Consider the following 18,715-nt stretch of genomic DNA (forward strand, 5'->3'; position numbering starts at 1 on the left):
GGGAATCTTGAGGGAAATTCTCGACGTCCTCGTCGCCACTAGCCTAGTCGAGACCGGCCAACGTTACGGAACAGCGTCGGGTTCCTCACGTTTTGTGGCTTCGCCGTCGCGTCCCTGGTAGCGGCGGACGGCGCCGCGCAAGGCCCGTTCGGCGTCGAACCCCTTCTCCTTCGAGCCCGCGACGACGGCAAGCAGCAAGTCTCCAAGCGCGGCTTCCGAGTCGGGAACCTCCGCCGCGGCAACCGGGCGACCACCACGTTCCGCACCACCCGAGCGCGCCGCGCGCTCGGCACGGTCAAGGGACTTTTGCGCCAGGGCGAGGGCAGGCAGATGGGGTGGAATGCCTGCGAAGGGATCCTCGCGTTCAGGCTTTTCGGCCTTCTTCACGGCATCCCACTTTTCAACGATCTCCTCCACGGTGGCCGGGAAGGAATCCTGCAAGGTTCCGTCCGGCCTGAAGACGTGCGGATTGCGCCGCACCATCTTCTCCGTGATGGTGCGGGCAACGTCGTCGAAGGTGAACTGTCCGTGTTCCGCGGCGAGCCGGGCGTGCAGCACCACTTGAAGCAGCACGTCGCCCAGCTCGCCACGGAGTTCGTCGGCAGTATCGGAACCGGACGCGCCGGCCTCGATTGAGTCGACCACCTCGTACGCTTCCTCGATCAGGTACTCCACCAAGGATTCGTGGGTCAGCGCACCCATCCACGGACAGTGCTCCCGCAACGAGGCAATCTTTTGCACGAGCACCGCGACGGGACCTCCGGAAGGTCCGCCCACAGGAGTCTGCTTAGCCAAGGTTGGCGTAGGCGTCGTTGATGTACTCCACCAAGGCTTCCTTTTCGTCGAGCGGCAGGAACGAAGACTCGGCCGCGTTCAGGGTCAGCTCGAGGAGATCGTCGAGATCGTAGTCGAAGGTCTCCACGAGAAGTTCGAACTCGTCGGTGAGCGTCACGCCGCTCATGAGCCGGTTGTCCGTATTGATGGTGACGTTGAAGCCGAGCTGGTAGAGCATGTCCAGCGGATGGTTCTCGATGCCTTCGCCGAAGTTAGCGATCGCTCCGGTCTGCAGATTGGACGAGGGGCAGATTTCCAGCGCAATTCCGCGATCGCGGACCCAGCCGGCCACCTCACCCAACGTGACCATGCCAACGGTGTCCTCGAAGTCCACGGTGATGTCCTCCGCGATGCGCACGCCGTGGCCCAAGCGCAGGGCACGTCCGTCAACCAGGGCGGACTGGATGCTTTCCAGGCCTGCTGCCTCGCCGGCATGCACGGTAGCCGGGAAGTTGTGCTCGGCCAGGTAGGTGAACGCGTCCTTGAAACGGGAGGGCAGGAAGCCGTCTTCGGCTCCGGCGATGTCGAAGCCGACCGCCCCGTTGTAGCGGTGACGCACGGCGAGCTCAGCGATTTCCTGGCCGCGGTCAGCGTGGCGCATCGCCGTGATGAGCTGACCCACCTGGATCTGGCGGCCGGACTCCTCCACGGCGTCCACGCCGGCGTCGAGCCCTTCCTGGACGGCATCCACAACCTCGTCCAGGGTGAGACCCTTCTGGAGGTGCTGCTCAGGTGCCCAACGGATCTCGCCGTACACGACGCCGTCGTCGGCAAGGTCCTCAACGAACTCCTTGGCAACCCGCGCCAGGCCTTCCTTGGTCTGCATGACGGCAATCGTGTGATCAAAGGTTTCGAGGTAGCGGACCAAAGAACCAGAGTCGGCCGACTCACGGAACCACTGGCCCAGCGCTACGGGATCCGTCGAAGGCAGTGTGTGGCCGACGGCCTCCGCCAGCTCGATGATGGTAGCCGGGCGAAGTCCCCCGTCCAGGTGGTCGTGAAGGGAAACCTTCGGCAGGCTCTTCAGGTCGAAGTCAAGGGCAGGGGCGGCATCAACAATGGGGTCAGTCACCCCTCAACTCTAGGGGGACGGAAGGTGCTTAGCCAGCGCGCTTCGAGCGCTCGACGCCGCCCGTCGCGTTGACGGCGGCATCTGCATCTTCCGCGGTTGCTCCCGCGGGAGCCGCTTCCTTCTTTTCGGCGTCTTTCTTTTCGAGGTGCTTGTGCCACCAACGCAGCGTGTGGTCGACGATCACACCGAGCACCACAGCGAATGCCACGGCAATTCCGACTCCCAGGAGCGGATTGTTGTGCACCCAGTGGCCGGCTAGTGAGCCGACCCCGATCGAATACCCCACCCAGGTGAAGCAGGCGAAGGCATCCAGCAAGAAGAAGGTCCTGTGGCGAAATCCTGTCTGTCCAGCCACATAGTTCACCGCCACACGGCCCCAGGGGATATACCGTGCGGTGAAGATAAGGACTGCGCCGCGCTTGTCCAGTTCGTAGTGGGCCCAAGCGAACATCTTCTGGACCTTCGGCTTGCGCATCCATTTCCAACGGTCCAAACCGATCTTGCGACCGAGGATGTAGGCCATGTTGTCACCGGCCATGGCCCCGACAAGCGCGGTAGCGCCGAGGAGCCACAGATTGGGCTCGCCCCGGTGCATTGCCAGGGCCGAGAGCCCGACGATCGCGGTTTCACTCGGAAGGATCGTGGCAAAGCCGTCAATGAAGAAGAAGACCAGGAGGACCGGATAGATCCACGGTTGCCCGGCGGCGTGCTCGAGCATGTGGTTCATGAATTCCACGCAGGCATTGCTCCTCAAGGAAAGTCACACGGTTTGGTGACATAGGTCGCTATCCAGTGTCCCACGGCCGGAGCGTCGTTCGCTACGCCCCGGCCGGAGAGGAACACAACTTAACGCTAGTCCGGAAGACCCGGCCAAGGCATCCTCCCCGGGATGGATCTTCCGGTACGGACGGTTCATACCCAGGGAGGAGACATCCCGCCCCAAGTTTGCGATCCCGCCTACTGGACTGGTTCCCCTTCAGGTTCGCCCGCTTCTGCATCCACTTCCGTGGCGGTCGTTGCGCCGCGGACTTTGCTGATGATCCGGTCCACGACGATTCCCAGGATGACGGCCGCGACGATCGCGATGATCGCCCCCAGAAGGTGATTGTGTTCGAACCATTGGCCGAAGAACAAACCGATAGCGACGGAGTAACTGGCCCATAGGACGGCAGACATGGCCGTGAGCGCCACGAACATGCCGTGCGAGAAATGCGTGGCGCCAGCCGTGAGATTGACCGCCACGCGGCCGATGGGAATGAAACGGGCCACGATGATCAGTGACGCGGCCCGGCGTCGAAGTTCCCGTCCAGCCCACCGGAAGGCACCTTGCATCCTTTGGGAACGCATCCATCGCCAGCGCCGGACACCTATTCGGCGGCCGATCATGTAGGCGATGTTGTCCCCTATGAAGGCCCCCAGCGCGCCCACGAGGATCAGCAGCCATGCACTCGGCACCCCGGTGGTCGCGGAAACGGCCGCGAGCCCCACCACCACCGACTCGCTGGGGATAGGCGGGAAGAAACCGTCGATCACGCAGCAGGCAAAGACCAGAAGCAAGACCCAGGGCTGCCCGGCTGCGGCGAGGATGAAGTCGTTGATGGCTTGCACGGTCTTCCCAACGAACGGCAGTGGGGATTGTCTCCCGGACGTCCGAAAATGCGCGGGAGACCAGCCTAGGAGATCCGGTCGATGATGAGCCGTTGCGCTGGCCGTGAGCCTTCCGGCGCGATGAGCACGGCTCCTTCCAAGGCTTCCTTGGCTCTTTCGAATCTTTCCGGCGTGTCGCTCAGCAGAGTCATGAGCGGCTCCCCCGCCCGCACCAAGGCGCCCGGCTTGACATGCATCCGCACCCCCGCACCGGCCTGGACGATATCTTCCTTCCGGGCCCGTCCCGCACCGAGGCGCCACGCAGCCACACCCACGGACAAAGCGTCGAGCTCCACAAGGACGCCGTCGGCCGGAACCGGGATGATCTCGGATTCCCTGGCCACAGGCAGGGCGGCACGCGGATCGCCCCCTTGGGCTGTGATCATGCGGTTCCAGACGTCCATCGCGCGGCCATCCTGGAGGGCGGCCGCGGGATCGGCGTCGTGCACTCCAGCGCAGGCGAGCATCTCCTCGGCGAGCCTGATGGTCAGTTCGACGACGTCTTCCGGACCGCCGCCGGCCAGCACCTCTACCGATTCCTCCACCTCGATGGCATTGCCCGCGGTCAGGCCCAACGGAGTGCTCATATTGGTCAGGAGGGCCACCGTGTTGACACCCGCATCCTTGCCCAGCGCCACCATGGTTTCCGCCAGTTCGCGGGCGCGGGCTTCGTCCTTCATGAACGCCCCCGAGCCCACCTTCACGTCAAGCACCAAGGATCCCGTGCCTTCGGCGATCTTCTTGCTCATGATGGACGAGGCAATCAGCGGGATGGCTTCCACCGTGCCCGTCACGTCCCGGAGGGCGTAAAGCTTCTTGTCCGCCGGAGCCAAGCCAGTGCCGGCAGCGCAGATCACCGCCCCCACGTCCTGCAGCTGCGCGAGGATTTCCGCATTGCTCAGGTTCGCCCGCCAACCGGGAATCGATTCGAGCTTGTCGAGGGTGCCCCCGGTGTGGCCCAGTCCCCTGCCGGAAAGCTGGGGAACCGCCACACCGAAGACGGCTACCAAGGGCGCCAGTGGAAGCGTGATCTTGTCCCCGACGCCCCCGGTGGAGTGCTTGTCGGTGGTGGCTTTCACGCCGCCGTCAGGCCGCTGAAGGCCGGAGAAGTCCATCCGCTCACCCGAGGCGATCATCGCCGCGGTCCAGCGCGAGATCTCGGCACGGTCCATCCCATTGAGCAGGATGGCCATGGTCAGGGCCGCCATCTGCTCGTCGGCGATGACACCACGGGTGTAGGCATCGATGGTCCAGTCGATCTGTTCCGGGGTCAGGGTGCCCTTGTCCCGCTTGATGCTGATGATCTGAACGGCATCAAACGCCTCAGTCTGTGTCACCGGTTCTCCTTCAGGTTGTCGGGACCGAAGGCATCGGGCAGCACTTGGTCCATGGTCTTGATGCCTTGCGTTGTCATGAGCTGCATGCCGGGTGCCCGGAATTCATACAGCAATTGCCTGCAGCGTCCACACGGCATGAGAACATTGCCCTTCGCGTCGACGCAATAGAACGCCCGTAGCCTGCCGCCGCCACCCATATGGAGATCTCCCACCAGAGCGCACTCGGCGCACAGCGTGAGACCATAGCTGGCGTTCTCCACGTTGCAGCCACTGACGATCCGGCCGTCCTCGGTGAGGGCTGCAGCCCCCACCGGGAACTTCGAATACGGAGCGTAGGCCTTCTCCATGGCGGCAACCGCGGCAGCCTCAAGGGCAGCCCAGTCCACGTCGGTATCCGTGACGGCCACAGTCAACCCTTGACGTACGGTATGCCGCTTGCCGCCGGTGGACGGGACCTACCCACCAGTCCAGCGACGGCGAAGACCGTCAGCGCGTAGGGCAGCATGGCCATGAACTGGCTCGGCACGGGAGATCCGATGATGGTGATGACGCTCTGGAGGTTGTCCGCGAAGCCGAACAACAATGCGGCCAGGAAGGCGCCGATAGGGTTCCAGCGTCCGAAGATCAACGCCGCCAGGGCGATATACCCGCGACCACCGGACATGTCCTTGCTGAATGCATCCACGGATACCAGCGTGAAGAACGAACCGCCAATGCCCGCGATGGCGCCGCCCATGAGCACGTTCCAGAAACGGGTCCGGTTGACGTTGATGCCCACGGTGTCCGCTGCCTGCGGGTGCTCACCGACGGCTCTCACTCGAAGCCCCCACTTCGTGTGGAAAAGGCCGAGGTAAACCACGATCACGGCGACGTACATCAAGTAGCCCACCAGGGATTGGTGGAACAGGATCGGTCCGATGATGGGGATATCGGACAGGAAGGGAATATCGACCGGAGGCAGGCGGCCGGGCTTGTTCAGTCCGTCCGGGTTGGCGGTCAGCAGCGTCGAAAAGAGGAAGCTCGTCAGGCCGCTGATCAGCACATTGAGCACGACGCCGACGATGATCTGGTTGACAAGGTACTTGATGCTCACCACAGCCAGGACCAAGGAAACAAGGGCTCCGGCAACGGCCGCCGCGACCAGTCCGGCGTAAACGTTTTGTGTCACCGTGGCAACGACCGCAGCGGAGAACGCTCCCAGCAGGAGCTGGCCTTCAATGGCGATGTTCACTACGCCGACGCGTTCGCACAGGACGCCGGAAAGGGAGCCGAAGACCAGCGGCACGGCCAAGGTGACGGAGCCGGCGATCAGCCCGGCGAGGGATATCGACGGAGCGTCGCCATTTCCACCGGCCACGATCCAGACCATGAACCCAATGAGGAACACTGCTGCAAAGGTACCTCCCACCCAGCGCGGCGTGGCCTTCTTCGCCTGCGTGCGGTAGACGGAGTAGCCAGCCAAGCCCAGGAGAACCACCGCGCTGATCCAGCCGATGGCGGCGGAAGGAAGCGTGATCTTCGCAACCTTCGCGACTCCCAGCGCAGCAAGGCCCAGAACCGCAACGGCGGCGACCGTGGAGGCGGGCAGCCAACGCGGTACTGTGCCTCCCCCCGGCGTGAGGCCAGCACGACGGCGGACGAACCACAAGTAGCCGAGCCACGCCGAAAGCAGGAGGGCCAGGACCAGCGTGACCCACGCAGCTACGTTGGAGGCCGCTTCGTTGGCCGCCTCGGCGATGCCGAAGCCTGCGGACTTCGAATCGGACATGAAGCCGAACAGCACGGTTCCCAGGATGGCGAGCAGGGACAGGCCGATTCCGGCTTTCCAGCTCACCAGCTCGCTGGAACCCGTCTTAGCGGAGCGCGCAGGTGCGCGGCCGGCGGGCTTACCACTACCGGACTGGGTTGTTGTGGTGCTCATGCTGTCGCAGCTCCGCTCTCGATTTTTCCGGAGGTGACGGATCCGGAGCCAGGGCCGCCCGTGGCCTTCTTCTTTTTCCGGGGGTTGAGTCCGAAGATCGCGCGCACCAGCGGCGGTGCCGCAATGAACAGGACGATCAAGGACTGGATGACCAAGACGATGTCGATGGGCGTCTGGGTCTCGGCCTGCATCGCGACGCCTCCCGCACGGAACGCACCGAAGAGCAGACCGGCGAAGAAGGTTCCCCACGGCGTCGAACGTCCCAGCAGCGCAACAGTGATTGCATCGAATCCGATGGAAGCCGCTACGCCTCCCGAGAGGTATTTTTCCGTTCCGGATACCTGCGCGATGCCTGCCAGTCCGGCAAGGGCACCCGCAATCGCCATCACCAGTATCACGGCGCGCGGCACGTTGATGCCGGCTGTGCGTGCTGCGTTCTGGTTCGCACCGACGGCCCGGAATTCAAAGCCGAGCGTGGAGCGTTTCAGGAGCCACCAGACGAAGACCGTTGCCAGCACTGCCAAGAGGAATCCGGCGTGGAGCCTGAACTGGGGCCCCAGGAGCTCTGGAAAAAGTGCCGACTGGTCCAGGAAGGGCGAAATCGGGTTGGTAGAGCCCTTGCGCTGGAAAGCCGGAGTGGTCAGGAGGAACAGGAGCAGGAAATTGGCGATGTAGTTGAGCATGATGGTCACGATGACCTCGTGCGCACCGGTCCGGGCCTTCAGGAGTCCTACGACGCCGCCCCACACCGCGCCGCCAACGAATCCGGCAACGATGACAAGCAGCAGGTGAACCAAGAACGGCAAATGCCAGGTGAAGCCGACGTATGCGCCGAACAGGGCGCCGAAGATGATTTGCCCTTGAGCGCCGATGTTGAACAGCCCCGCGCGGAAGGCCAGGGCCACGCCGAGTCCTGCCAAAATCAAGGGCGTGGAAACCGTGAGTGTCTCGGTGATCGGGTACAGCTGGGCTGCGGCGTCGGCCCCGGCCCAGTTGAACAGCGAGCCTTGGACCAGTGCCACGTAGGGCTTGAAGACCTCAGTGAGCATGTCCCCCGGCTGTGCGAAGAAATATCCCGCAGTTTCGGCCACTCTGGGGTTTGTCACAGCCATCAGGATTCCGCCGAGCACAATCGCGAGAACAACGGACAACACCGACACCATGGCGTTTCCCGTCACGATCTGACGGAAGAGAGAACCACTTGGGGCATGCGGGATCCGGCCACCCTGGCTAGTGGCCGGAATCGCAGACGGCGCCATGGCACCGTCCGCGGTGTCCAAGGCGACATCCAGGACGACCTCATCGCTCAGTGTTTCCGGGCGCTCCGGCTCGACGCCGTTTTCTTGCCGAGGGATGTTGGACTCAGACATGTGTTCCTCCCTCGAGGGTTTTGTGCGCGGCCAGTTCAGCCTCATGTTCCGGAACGCCGGCCATCATCAAGCCGAGCACATCGCGGGAGGCGCCGGCGGGAACAATTCCAACCAGCTTTCCGCGGTAGAGAACGGCGATCCTGTCAGCGAGCTCAAGAACTTCATCGAGCTCCGTTGACACGATCATCACCGGAGTTCCGTTGTCCCGTTCGGCAATGACCCGTTTGTGCACGAATTCTATGGAGCCGACGTCGAGGCCACGCGTGGGCTGGGACGCGATGAAGAGCCTCAATGGCCTGGACAGCTCCCTCGCCAGCACCACCTTTTGCTGGTTACCGCCGGAGAGCGTGCCCACGGCGGCATCGATCGACGGCGTCCGAACATCGAACTCCTCGACTTTTCTCGCCGCATGGGAAGCAATCAGGGCCGGTTTCATGCCGATCCCCTGGGCAAAGGGCGGCTTGTCATAGAGGTCCAGGATCATATTCTCGGAAATGGAGAACGTACCTACCAGGCCATCGATCTTGCGGTCCTCGGGGACGAATCCAACGCCGGCGGAGAGAACCTCTTTGACGCTCTTGCCGAGCAGTTCGACCCCGTCGAGGGTGATGGACCCGGTCACGTGGGGTTGGGTGCCGAGGATGGCCTCCGTCAGCTCCGTCTGGCCGTTGCCTTGGACACCGGCGATGGCGAGCACTTCCCCCTTGGCGATGTCGAAGCTCAGCCCGTCCACGACGTGTTGGCCATTGTGGTCGACGACGGTGAGGTCCCGGACCTTGAAGGTCAGCTCACCCGGTTGCGCGGGTTTCTTCTCCAGGGTCAGGTTGACCGCCCGGCCCACCATCGCCGAAGCGAGCTCCGTCGGGGAGGCTGAAGGATCCGCCGAGCCCACCACTTTCCCCCGACGGATGACGGTGATGATGTCCGAAATTTCCTTCACCTCACGCAGTTTGTGCGAAATGAAGACAATTGATTTTCCGTCCGCTTTGAGCTGTCGGATGATATCCAGGAGTTCATCGGTTTCCTGCGGAGTGAGAACGGCTGTCGGCTCATCGAGGATGAGGACTTCGGCGTCGCGTACCAGCGCCTTGATGATCTCAACCCGTTGCTGCACGCCCACGGGAAGGTCCTCCACGAGAGCATCGGGGTTGACGTGGAACCCGTACTGCTTGGAAATCTCGGAGATCTTGCGGCGCGTTTCATCCAGGTTCAGGAAACCGCCTGCCTTGGTGGCTTCATTTCCCAACGCGACATTTTCGGCCACGGTGAATACCGGAATAAGCATGAAATGCTGGTGGACCATACCGATTCCGGCCGCCATGGCATCCCCTGGGCCCTTGAAGACGACCGGCTTGCCGTCGATCAGGATTTCACCGTCGCTGGGGTCATAGAGTCCATAAAGGACATTCATCAGGGTGGATTTTCCGGCACCGTTTTCGCCCAAGAGGCAATGGACTTGGCCGGGTTCAACCACGAGGTCGATGTGGTCATTGGCTACAAGGGATCCGAAGCGCTTCGTGATCCCTTTCAGTTCGAGTTTCAAAACTCCAACCCATCTATAAAGGATGGCTCCTCGTCATCACCGTGCTCTCAGCATAGTGCCCGGCCAATGAGTGTCGAAGAGCAAAATTGAAGGCAACACAGAACACGCTGCCCTTCTGCCAAAACTCGGCTAAAGGGCAGCGCGACGTGGTTTAGCCCAGATTCCTACTTCGGGCTGGACTTTGATTCGACTTTGACTGCGCCGGAGATAATGTCCTTCTTCAGCTGGTCAAGATCGCTCTTCATGTCAGCCGGCACTGCGGAGTCGAGATCGTGGAACGGGGCAAGCGCCACGCCCCCGTTATCGAGCGTGCCAACGTACGGGCTGGGGTCGAACTTGCCGTCCTTGTCCGCCTTGATGACCGTTTCGACGGCGGTTGCCATGGTCTTCTGGACGGAAGTCAGGATGACCGACTTGTAGGCGGGTGCGGTCAGGTAGCCGTCAGAGTCGACCCAGATCAGCTTGGCGTCCGTGCCCTTTGCCTTGGCGTCGAGGATCGCACTGCCGGCGCCTGCGCCTACCGGCCCTGCGACAGGAAGGACAACGTCGGCGCCTTGGTCCAGGAATCCCTGGGTGAGGACCTTGCCCTTGTCGACCTGCTTGAAGTCGCCAACGAACGTCCCGTCCTGCTTGTCCTTGTCCCAGCCAAGCAGTTGGACGGACTTGCCCTTCTTCTGGTTGTAGTACTTCACGCCATCGGCGAAGCCGTCCATGAAGATGCTCACGGTGGGGATGTTGAGTCCGCCGAAAGTGGCGACCTTGCCGGTCTTGGAGGTACCAGCGGCCAGGTAACCGGCCAGGAAGGCAGCCTGGGCCGTGTCATAGACAATCGGCTTGACGTTCTTCGGAAAGGTGGGGTCCGAGTAGTCGATGATGGCGAAGTGGTTGTTCGGGTTTGCCGTGGCGATGTTCTTGGTGGCGTCGCCCAGGAGGAAGCCGACGGTGACCGTCAGCTTGCAGCCCTGCTGGACCATCGAACGGAGGTTGGGATCGTAGTCCGTGTCGGCCTTGGACTGGACGTGCTTTTCCTGGATGTTCAGGTCCTTCGCTGCCGCCTGAAGTCCCTCATAGCCCGACTGGTTGAACGACTTGTCATCGAAGCCACCGGAATCGGAAACCATGCACGCGGTGTAGTCCGATTTGGTGGCGCTGCCCGAACTGGACGCAGACGGTGCGCTGCCGCAGCCTGCCAGCAAAAGAGCAGCGGCACCCGCAGTTGCGACGCCCGCAAATGAACCGCGCTTGAGGGTGCCACGCAGTGATTGCTTCAATTTTCCTCCAGGAAGAAAGTGATTGATGCTACGACAGTCGGTCAATGAGTGTCCGTTTCGAAAACTCGAGGTTGAAATTCTGTTTTCACTGATGCTTCGCAGCACTGCGCCGAGGCGCACTGATGGCACAACTTTAGTGGGATGGAACACACCCCGCTAACACAAAAGCTCAACAATCCGAAGATTGTTGAGCTTTTGTTACCAAGCAGTAGAGGAACTCCCAGCTAACGGTCGTAAGATCCGGCCCCGCGCTTTGGCACTCAGGCCGCCGGCACTCAGGGCAGGCGGACCAGCATCTTGCCCGTGTTGGCCCCATCCAGGAGATCGATAAAGGCCTGCGGGGCGTTTTCCAGCCCGTCAACGATCGTCTCGTCATAGCGGACCGTTCCGTCGGCCAGCCATCCGGCCATCCGCCCGGCGAACTCGGCGGCGTGCTGGCGCTGCCCGCTCACCAGGAAGCCCCGGAGGGTCAGTTGCTTTCCGATGGCCACCGCCAGGTTCCGAGGGGCAGGACTTGGCTCCGTGGAGTTGTACTGCGAGATCGCACCGCACATTGCCACGCGACCGCCTACCGTGAGGACTGAGAGGGCCGCCTCGAGGTGTTCGCCGCCCACGTTGTCGAAGTAGACATCGATGCCCCGCTCCCCAGCCGCCTCACGGAGTTTCTCCGCTACGGGACCGTCGTGGTAGTCGAAAGCGGCATCGAAGCCGAGTTCCAACAAGCGCGCCACCTTTTCCGGCGAGCCAGCGCTGCCGATGACTTTGGGGGCACCCATGGCTTTGGCGATCTGCCCAACCATCGAGCCGACGGCGCCTGCAGCACCGGAAACGAAGACGACGTCCCCGGCTTTGAACTCGGCCACCTTGAGCAAGCCGGCGTACGCCGTCAGGCCCGTCATGCCGAGCGCGCCGAGGAATGCCGAAGTCGGCGCCATGCCGGCCGGGACCGGCGTCGCGCTTGCGGCGTCCACCACGGAGAAATCGCGCCATCCGAGCTGGTGCACGACGACGTCGCCCACCTTGAGCGCGTCGGAACGGGACGCGATCACCTCGCCGACCGCACCGCCGTCGAGCGCTGTATCGAGGCGGAAGGGTGCGGAGTAGGACTTCACGTCATTCATGCGGCCGCGCATGTAGGGATCGACCGACATGAACTCATTGCGGACCAGGACCTGGCCGTCCTTAAGCTCCGGCAGATCGGTCTCGGCCAGCCGGAAGTTCTCCTGGACAGGGCGTCCCTGCGGGCGGGACGCCAGCTGTATTTCGCGGGTGCTGCGGGGAAGTGCGGTGCTCATGCGGCCACCTCCACAACCTTGATGTCGACGGCGATGTTGCCGCGGGTCGCGTTGGAATACGGGCAGATCTGGTGGGCCTTGGCCACGAGCTGCTCGGCCGTCTCGCGGTCTACGGCGGGAAGGGCGATTTCAAGTTCGGCGGCGAGACCGTAGCCTTCGCGGTCTTCCAGGGCGCCGAAGCGGATCTTCGCTGCGACCGCGGAATCGCTCAGATCCACCCGGGCCTTTCGCCCCACCAGCCTGAGTGCGGAGTGGAAGCATGCGGCGTAACCGGCGGCGAAAAGTTGCTCCGGGTTGGTACCCAGGCCGTTTCCGCCCAGTTCCACCGGGCTGGCAAGAGCCACATCCAGCTTGCCGTCGTTGCTGCGTGCGTTGCCGTCGCGGCCTTCGCCGGAGGCCAGCGCCTCGGCCGTGTACAAAGTCTTCACTGTTGGTCCTGTTCCTTTGGAGGGGATGGGTGATCAGATGGCTGAATGGAGGGCGGCCGTGAGCCGGCCAAGGGTGTCGTGAAGCTGCGCAAGCTCAGAGGCACTCAAGCCGGCGGAGTCGGCTAGCCGTTGCGGCACCGTCTTCGCCCGACTGCTGAGGGCCCGGCCCGCATTGCTAAGGTGGACCTCGACGCGACGCTCATCCTCGGCCGAACGCCGGCGCTCCACGAGGCCCACGGATTCAAGCCTCTTGAGCAGCGGAGACAGGGTACCCGAGTCGAGTCCCAATTCCACGCCCAGTTCGCGGACGCTTCGTGGCTCGCTTTCCCAGAGGACCAGCATCACGAGGTACTGCGGATACGTCAGCCCAAGCTCGTCCAGCACCGGCCGGTAGACCGCCGTCGCCGCCTTCGAAGCGGAGTAGAGGGCGAAACAAACCTGGCGGTTGAGACGGGGGGTTTCACTCATAAGACAAACGATAGCCAACAATTAAATTGTGCACAACCCAAATCGCATAAAATAAGCGCGAACTGGCAGCAGATGACCGCAAAATCGCGGCAAAGGGGCATCTACTGCCAGCTCGCGCCGAGGTTTTAGAGATCCCTGATGGTGCGTAGCGCGGCGGCGGCCAGGACTTGAATCGCGAAGCCGAGCGCACGCTCGTCCACGATGAAGTCACCCCGGTGGAGATCGTATTCTTCACCGCCTGGCGTGTGGGTTCCGAGCCGCATCATGGCGCCGGGCAGGTCAGCCAGGAACCAGGCGAAATCCTCACCACCCATGGACTGCGGCGTCAAGACGACGGCATGCTCGCCGAGTTCGGCACGTGCCGCGGCCTCAATGAGGGCGGTTTCGTGTTCCGAGTTGACCACGGGCGGGACGCCGCGCGTGTGCTCAAGGTGGACATCCACCCCGTACGGCGCAGCAACTTGCTGGACGACATCGTCCAACAACTCCCCCGCACTGTGCCAAGCGTCACGGTCCAGGCACCGCATGGTACCCGCCATGTAGCCGCTGGCGGGGATGGCGTTGGGCGCCGAACCTGCAGTGATCTGGCCCCAGACCACCGAGACGCCGCTGCGTACATCCACGCGACGCGACAGCACGGCCGGGACATTGACCGCGATCTGGGCCAGCGCGAAGACGAGGTCCTCAGTCAGGTGCGGACGGGACGTGTGACCACCCCGCCCTGTCAGTTCAATCTTGATGGTGTCCGACGCCGAGGTGATGGCGCCGATGCGCGTGCCGATCTTGCCCACGTTGATACGCGGATCACAGTGGAGTGCCAGGATCCGCGGAACACCCTGAAGGACCCCCTGTTCGATGCAGGACAACGCCCCGCCGGGCATGGTTTCCTCCGCCGGCTGGAAGATGATGCGGACCGTGCCGCCCAGCGGGGACTCCTGGTGCATGGCCTGCAGCACCAAGGCGATGCCAAGCATGCTGGTGGTGTGGACGTCGTGCCCGCACGCGTGGGTGACACCGTGGTTCTTCGACGCGAAGGGAAGCCCGGTCTCCTCGATGATGGGGAGGGCGTCAATGTCTCCGCGCAGCGCGGTGGCGATGGGTCCGTCGCCGACGTCGACCGTCAGCCCTGAGCCTTCGAGCCTGCGGGGCTTCAGCCCCGCAGCTTCGAGCCGTTCTGCCAGTTTTTCCGTCGTTCGGAATTCCTTGAAGGAAAGTTCCGGGTGCGCATGCAAGTCCCTCCGGAATTCGATGAGTTCCGGCAGGAGGTCTTCAAGCCACGGCTTCACCACGGGGGTCGGCTCGGTTTCAGTAGTGAAATTGCGCACCCCACAACTCTAGTCATCCGCGCCCCCCGAGTAACGAAAGAGGTCTCTTGGTTACGGACGACGCCCCCAGCACTTGGGCTAGAGCCGAGCTAGAGAACGTCAGTGTCCCCGCTTGCCTTGAGCGCGTCCACCGCGCCCTTGACCCGCTGCGCATGCTCCTTGGTGGTGACCAGCAAAGCATCCGGCGTGTCCACGATCACAACGTCCTTGATGCCGATGAGCGCGATCACGCGCTTGGTATCGGAAACAACCACGCCGCTCGCGTTCTCGGTGAAGACGCGCGCACCTTCGCCGAGAACCGTCACTTCGTCGACGTCGCCGGCGTTGTTGAGGCGACCGATCGCGGCGAAGTCTCCGACGTCATCCCACCGGAAAGTACCGGGCACGACGGCGACATCCCCCGCCGCCGCGGCGGGTTCTGCCACCGCATAATCAATGGCGATCTTAGGCAGGGTAGGCCACACCCGGGCCGTTACCTCGTCGCGTTCCGGAGTGTCCCAGGCATCCGCGATTTCCTGCAGCCCGGCAAACAGGACCGGCTGGTTCGCTTCAAGGTGCTTGAGCATGAGGGCAACGGGCGCGACAAACATTCCGGCATTCCAGACGTAGTCGCCGGTCTCCAGGTACTTCTTGGCGATGTCCTCGCTTGGCTTCTCGACGAATTCCACGACGGCATGCGCGTTCGGTGCATCGTCGATATTGAGCAAATTGCCGGTGCGGATGTAGCCGAACCCGGTGGAGGGATGCGTGGGCTTGATGCCGATCGTAACTATCTTTCCCGCGGCCGCGGTGTGGATAGCCTCTCGCACCGTCTCCTGGAACAGGTTGTCCGGGCTGATGACATGGTCCGCGGCGAAGGAACCCATGATGGTGTCCGGGTCGCGACGGTGCAGGATGGCGGCGGCGAGACCGATGGCCGCTCCTGAGTCTTTGGGTTCGCTTTCGAGGACCAGCTCATCGTCGCCCACTTCGGGAAGCTGACGGCAGACGGCTGCACGATGCGCCACACCTGTGACCACCAGGACCCGATTGCCGGCCAACGGCTCCAAGCGGTCATACGTCGCCCGGAGAAGGGTGCTCCCCGAACCCGTGAGGTCGTGCAGGAATTTGGGCGCAGCGGCACGCGACAGCGGCCATAGGCGCGTGCCCACTCCGCCGGCCGGAATGACCGCGTGGAAGTGGCGCATTGGCGATTCGCGGCTTACCGCGTTGTCTATACTCACCGCAACACCATATCGGACACCCGCGCAAGTCCCACTTTGTGGTCTTCGTCTCACCCTTGCGGCGAAAAGCGCGGAATTCAGGCAAACACCCGCCATCTCGTTACGGGAAGGCGGGTGTAAATTGAATAAGCTGTGAGCGAAGCCTAGATTTAGGCTGAGCTACGAGTGCTCTCGCAGCTGGCGTTTCCCCCGCATGGATCCCGTGCCAGCGCCGCTGTGTTGCAGGAAGGTTTATTCAGTGCCGACAAAACCAGCTGGCACCTTGTACCGCGGCCGTGAAGGCATGTGGTCCTGGGTTGGACACCGCATTACCGGTGTTGTGATCTTTTTCTTCTTGTTGGTCCATGTGCTGGACACCTCATTGGTGCGTGTGTCCCCGGAGGCCTACACGGCTGTTATCGGCGCCTACAAGAACCCCCTCATGGCCCTGGGCGAAACGGGCCTCGTCGCAGCGATCGTCTTCCACGCCTTCAATGGCCTGCGAGTGATCGCCATTGACTTCTGGAAGAAGGGCGCCAAGTACCAGCGTCAATTGCTGTGGACCGTCCTCGTATTGTGGCTGGTCGTTTTCGGGGCCTTCGCCATCCGCCACCTGTCCCTCGCTCTGGGAGGCCACTAAGCCATGAGTACTGAGATTCAGAACCCACGCAGTGGAAAGATCGCGCCCAAGTACCGTCGCGGCGCGGGTTCCAAGGGCAACTTCGAAATGTTCGCCTGGCTGTTCATGCGGCTCTCCGGCGTCGTGCTGGTGGTGCTGATCTTCGGCCACCTCTTCGTTAACCTGATGGTGGGCGAGGGCATCCACGGCATCGACTTCGGCTTCGTGGCCGGCAAATGGGCCGATCCGTTCTGGCAGTTCTGGGATCTGGCCATGTTGTGGCTCGCCATGTTGCACGGCACCAACGGCGTCCGCACCATCATCAACGACTACGCCGAGAAGGACGCCACGCGATTGTGGCTCAAGGTGGTCCTGTACGCGGCCTCGGTCGTCATCATCGTTCTGGGCACCCTGGTGATCTTCACGTTCAACCCGTGCCCCGTCGTCAACGGCGTTCAGCTGCCGGGCGGGTTCTGCCCGTTGCCGTAGCGGCTTCGCTGCACCACCGGGAATCTCCGGCGGTGCGTAACACGCGGAGCAGGCTCCGCCGACCATCTGACTTAGAGAGAAAGAGCATCTGGTATGCAGGTCCATAAGTACGACGTCGTTATTGTCGGTGCCGGCGGCGCCGGCATGCGCGCCGCGATCGAATCCGGTCAGCGCGCACGCACTGCAGTACTGACCAAGCTCTACCCCACCCGTTCCCACACAGGCGCGGCCCAAGGCGGCATGTGTGCAGCTTTGGCCAACGTCGAAGAGGACAACTGGGAGTGGCACACGTTCGACACCATCAAGGGCGGCGACTACCTGGTTGACCAGGATGCAGCCGAGGTCATGGCAAAAGAAGCCATCGACGCCGTGCTGGACTTGGAAAAGATGGGACTGCCGTTCAACCGGACCCCCGAAGGCCGCATTGACCAGCGCCGTTTCGGTGGCCACACCCGTGACCACGGCAAGGCTCCCGTCCGTCGCGCCTGCTACGCAGCAGACCGCACTGGGCACATGATCCTGCAGACGCTGTACCAAAACTGCGTCAAGCACAATGTTGAGTTCTACAACGAGTACTACGTCCTGGACCTGCTGACCGTCGAAGAAGACGCCGTCCGCGAAGACGGCACACCGTACAAGCAGAAGCGCGTTGCCGGCGTCGTGTCCTACGACCTGGCCTCGGGCGAATTGCACGTGTTCCACGCAAAGTCCGTGGTATTCGCCTCGGGAGGCGCAGGAAAGGTCTTCAAGACGACTTCCAACGCCCACACCCTGACCGGTGACGGCATGGGCATCGCCTTCCGCCGCGGAATTCCGCTGGAGGACATGGAATTCTTCCAGTTCCACCCGACCGGCTTGGCAGGCTTGGGCATCCTCCTTTCGGAAGCTGCCCGCGGTGAAGGCGCGATCCTCCGGAACTCGGAGGGTGAACGCTTCATGGAACGCTACGCCCCCACTATCAAGGACCTCGCGCCCCGCGACATCGTGGCCCGCTCCATGGCAAACGAAGTCCGTGAAGGACGCGGCTGCGGGCCGAACAAGGACTACGTCCTTCTTGACCTGACGCACCTCGAGCCAGCTCACATTGACGCGAAGCTTCCGGACATTACCGAATTCGCACGCACTTACCTCGGCGTCGAGCCGTACACGGAACCGGTTCCCGTGTTCCCGACGGCGCACTACGCCATGGGCGGCATACCAACCAACATCACCACGGAGGTCCTGCAGGACAACGACACGATCGTGCCGGGCCTGTACGCGGCCGGTGAGGTTGCTTGCGTCTCCGTGCACGGTTCCAACCGCCTGGGTACCAACTCACTGCTGGACATCAACGTCTTCGGCAAGCGCGCCGGCATCGCCGCTGCCGAATACGCCAAGACTGCTGACTTCGTGGAACTCCCGGAAGACCCGGAGGCATACACGCTGGATCTGCTGAACCACGTCCGCACTGCCGACGGCGGCGAAAGGGTTGCCGCGATCCGCAAGGAACTTCAGGACACCATGGATGCCAACATGCAGGTGTTCCGTACGGCGGACACCCTGAACCAGGTGCTCAAGGACATCGCGTCCCTCGAAGAGCGCTACCAGCGCATCAGCGTCCAGGACAAGGGAAAGCGTTTCAACCTTGACTTGCTCGAAGCGGTGGAGCTGGGCTTCCTGCTGGAACTGGCCAAGGTCATGACAGTTGCTGCCCTGCACCGGGAGGAGTCCCGTGGAGGCCACTTCCGGGAGGACTTCCCGGAGCGCGACGACGAAAAATTCATGAAGCACTCCATGGCGTATAAGGATGAGCACGCCCCAGCGGACGGATCTGCGGAAGCAATCGCGGGCATCCGACTTGGCACCAAGCCTGTCGTCTTTACGCGCTACGAGCCGATGGTGAGGAAGTACTAAG

The 18,715-nt window shown here is 62.8% G+C and carries 18 protein-coding genes; 3 read left to right on the forward strand and 15 right to left on the reverse strand.

Features of this window, described 5'->3' with window-relative positions:
* Positions 1-63 precede the first annotated feature (63 nt).
* The 15 genes from ABD884_RS16825 to ABD884_RS16895 all read right to left on the reverse strand — a co-directional run bounded on the left by ABD884_RS16825 (position 64) and on the right by ABD884_RS16895 (position 15,698).
* Complete coding sequence (locus ABD884_RS16825; RefSeq protein ID WP_345054970.1) at positions 64-702, reverse strand: MazG nucleotide pyrophosphohydrolase domain-containing protein; 639 nt, start codon at positions 700-702, stop codon at positions 64-66.
* An 85-nt stretch (positions 703-787) separates the two neighbouring features.
* Positions 788-1,906, reverse strand: a complete 1,119-nt coding sequence (locus ABD884_RS16830) for an adenosine deaminase (protein WP_345048244.1) — start codon at positions 1,904-1,906, stop codon at positions 788-790.
* A 28-nt stretch (positions 1,907-1,934) separates the two neighbouring features.
* Positions 1,935-2,642: a DedA family protein gene (locus ABD884_RS16835; protein WP_345048246.1), complete on the reverse strand. Its 708-nt coding sequence runs from the start codon at positions 2,640-2,642 to the stop codon at positions 1,935-1,937.
* 221 nt (positions 2,643-2,863) lie between these two features.
* Positions 2,864-3,514 (reverse strand): DedA family protein, encoded by a 651-nt coding sequence (locus tag ABD884_RS16840; RefSeq protein ID WP_345048249.1) that lies wholly within the window; start codon positions 3,512-3,514, stop codon positions 2,864-2,866.
* Positions 3,515-3,579: 65 nt separating this feature from the next.
* Positions 3,580-4,890 (reverse strand): thymidine phosphorylase, encoded by a 1,311-nt coding sequence (locus tag ABD884_RS16845; RefSeq protein ID WP_345048252.1) that lies wholly within the window; start codon positions 4,888-4,890, stop codon positions 3,580-3,582.
* Positions 4,887-5,297 carry a cytidine deaminase gene (locus ABD884_RS16850; RefSeq protein WP_345048255.1) on the reverse strand — a complete coding sequence of 137 codons (411 nt, stop codon included), beginning with the start codon at positions 5,295-5,297 and terminating at the stop codon, positions 4,887-4,889. The genes ABD884_RS16845 and ABD884_RS16850 overlap by 4 nt, the downstream gene beginning before the upstream one ends.
* A 2-nt stretch (positions 5,298-5,299) precedes the next feature.
* Positions 5,300-6,811 carry an ABC transporter permease gene (locus tag ABD884_RS16855; protein ID WP_345048257.1) on the reverse strand — a complete coding sequence of 504 codons (1,512 nt, stop codon included), beginning with the start codon at positions 6,809-6,811 and terminating at the stop codon, positions 5,300-5,302.
* A complete protein-coding gene (locus ABD884_RS16860; RefSeq protein WP_345048261.1) occupies positions 6,808-8,181 on the reverse strand; it encodes an ABC transporter permease in 1,374 nt (457 codons plus the stop codon). The genes ABD884_RS16855 and ABD884_RS16860 overlap by 4 nt, the downstream gene beginning before the upstream one ends.
* On the reverse strand, positions 8,174-9,724 hold the full coding sequence (locus ABD884_RS16865) for an ABC transporter ATP-binding protein (protein ID WP_345048264.1): 1,551 nt from the start codon (positions 9,722-9,724) through the stop codon (positions 8,174-8,176). Before ABD884_RS16865 ends, ABD884_RS16860 begins: the two co-directional genes overlap by 8 nt.
* 164 nt (positions 9,725-9,888) lie before the next feature.
* Positions 9,889-10,995: a BMP family lipoprotein gene (locus tag ABD884_RS16870; protein ID WP_345048269.1), complete on the reverse strand. Its 1,107-nt coding sequence runs from the start codon at positions 10,993-10,995 to the stop codon at positions 9,889-9,891.
* Between the two features lie 275 nt (positions 10,996-11,270).
* Positions 11,271-12,290 (reverse strand): NADP-dependent oxidoreductase, encoded by a 1,020-nt coding sequence (locus ABD884_RS16875; protein ID WP_345048271.1) that lies wholly within the window; start codon positions 12,288-12,290, stop codon positions 11,271-11,273.
* Entirely contained in the window at positions 12,287-12,718 is a 432-nt protein-coding gene (locus ABD884_RS16880; protein ID WP_345048274.1) for an organic hydroperoxide resistance protein, read from the reverse strand. The genes ABD884_RS16875 and ABD884_RS16880 overlap by 4 nt, the downstream gene beginning before the upstream one ends.
* A 33-nt stretch (positions 12,719-12,751) precedes the next feature.
* The gene (locus ABD884_RS16885; protein WP_345048277.1) at positions 12,752-13,186 is read right to left on the reverse strand and encodes a MarR family winged helix-turn-helix transcriptional regulator; all 435 of its coding nucleotides are present in this window, start codon (positions 13,184-13,186) and stop codon (positions 12,752-12,754) included.
* A gap of 125 nt (positions 13,187-13,311) precedes the next feature.
* Entirely contained in the window at positions 13,312-14,511 is a 1,200-nt protein-coding gene (locus tag ABD884_RS16890; RefSeq protein ID WP_345048278.1) for an amidohydrolase, read from the reverse strand.
* A gap of 89 nt (positions 14,512-14,600) precedes the next feature.
* The gene (locus ABD884_RS16895) at positions 14,601-15,698 is read right to left on the reverse strand and encodes a mannose-1-phosphate guanylyltransferase (RefSeq protein WP_155854443.1); all 1,098 of its coding nucleotides are present in this window, start codon (positions 15,696-15,698) and stop codon (positions 14,601-14,603) included.
* A 274-nt stretch (positions 15,699-15,972) separates the two neighbouring features.
* Between ABD884_RS16895 and sdhC the strand changes: the two genes are divergently transcribed.
* From sdhC to sdhA, 3 genes are all read left to right on the forward strand, one after another.
* Complete coding sequence (gene sdhC / locus ABD884_RS16900; RefSeq protein WP_241709464.1) at positions 15,973-16,353, forward strand: succinate dehydrogenase, cytochrome b556 subunit; 381 nt, start codon at positions 15,973-15,975, stop codon at positions 16,351-16,353.
* 3 nt (positions 16,354-16,356) lie between these two features.
* A complete protein-coding gene (locus tag ABD884_RS16905; RefSeq protein ID WP_345048282.1) occupies positions 16,357-16,821 on the forward strand; it encodes a succinate dehydrogenase hydrophobic membrane anchor subunit in 465 nt (154 codons plus the stop codon).
* A 93-nt stretch (positions 16,822-16,914) separates the two neighbouring features.
* Positions 16,915-18,714: a succinate dehydrogenase flavoprotein subunit gene (gene sdhA, locus ABD884_RS16910; RefSeq protein WP_345048284.1), complete on the forward strand. Its 1,800-nt coding sequence runs from the start codon at positions 16,915-16,917 to the stop codon at positions 18,712-18,714.
* Position 18,715 lies beyond the last annotated feature (1 nt).

The organism is Arthrobacter methylotrophus (assembly GCF_039539965.1).
GTDB lineage: Bacteria > Actinomycetota > Actinomycetes > Actinomycetales > Micrococcaceae > Arthrobacter > Arthrobacter methylotrophus.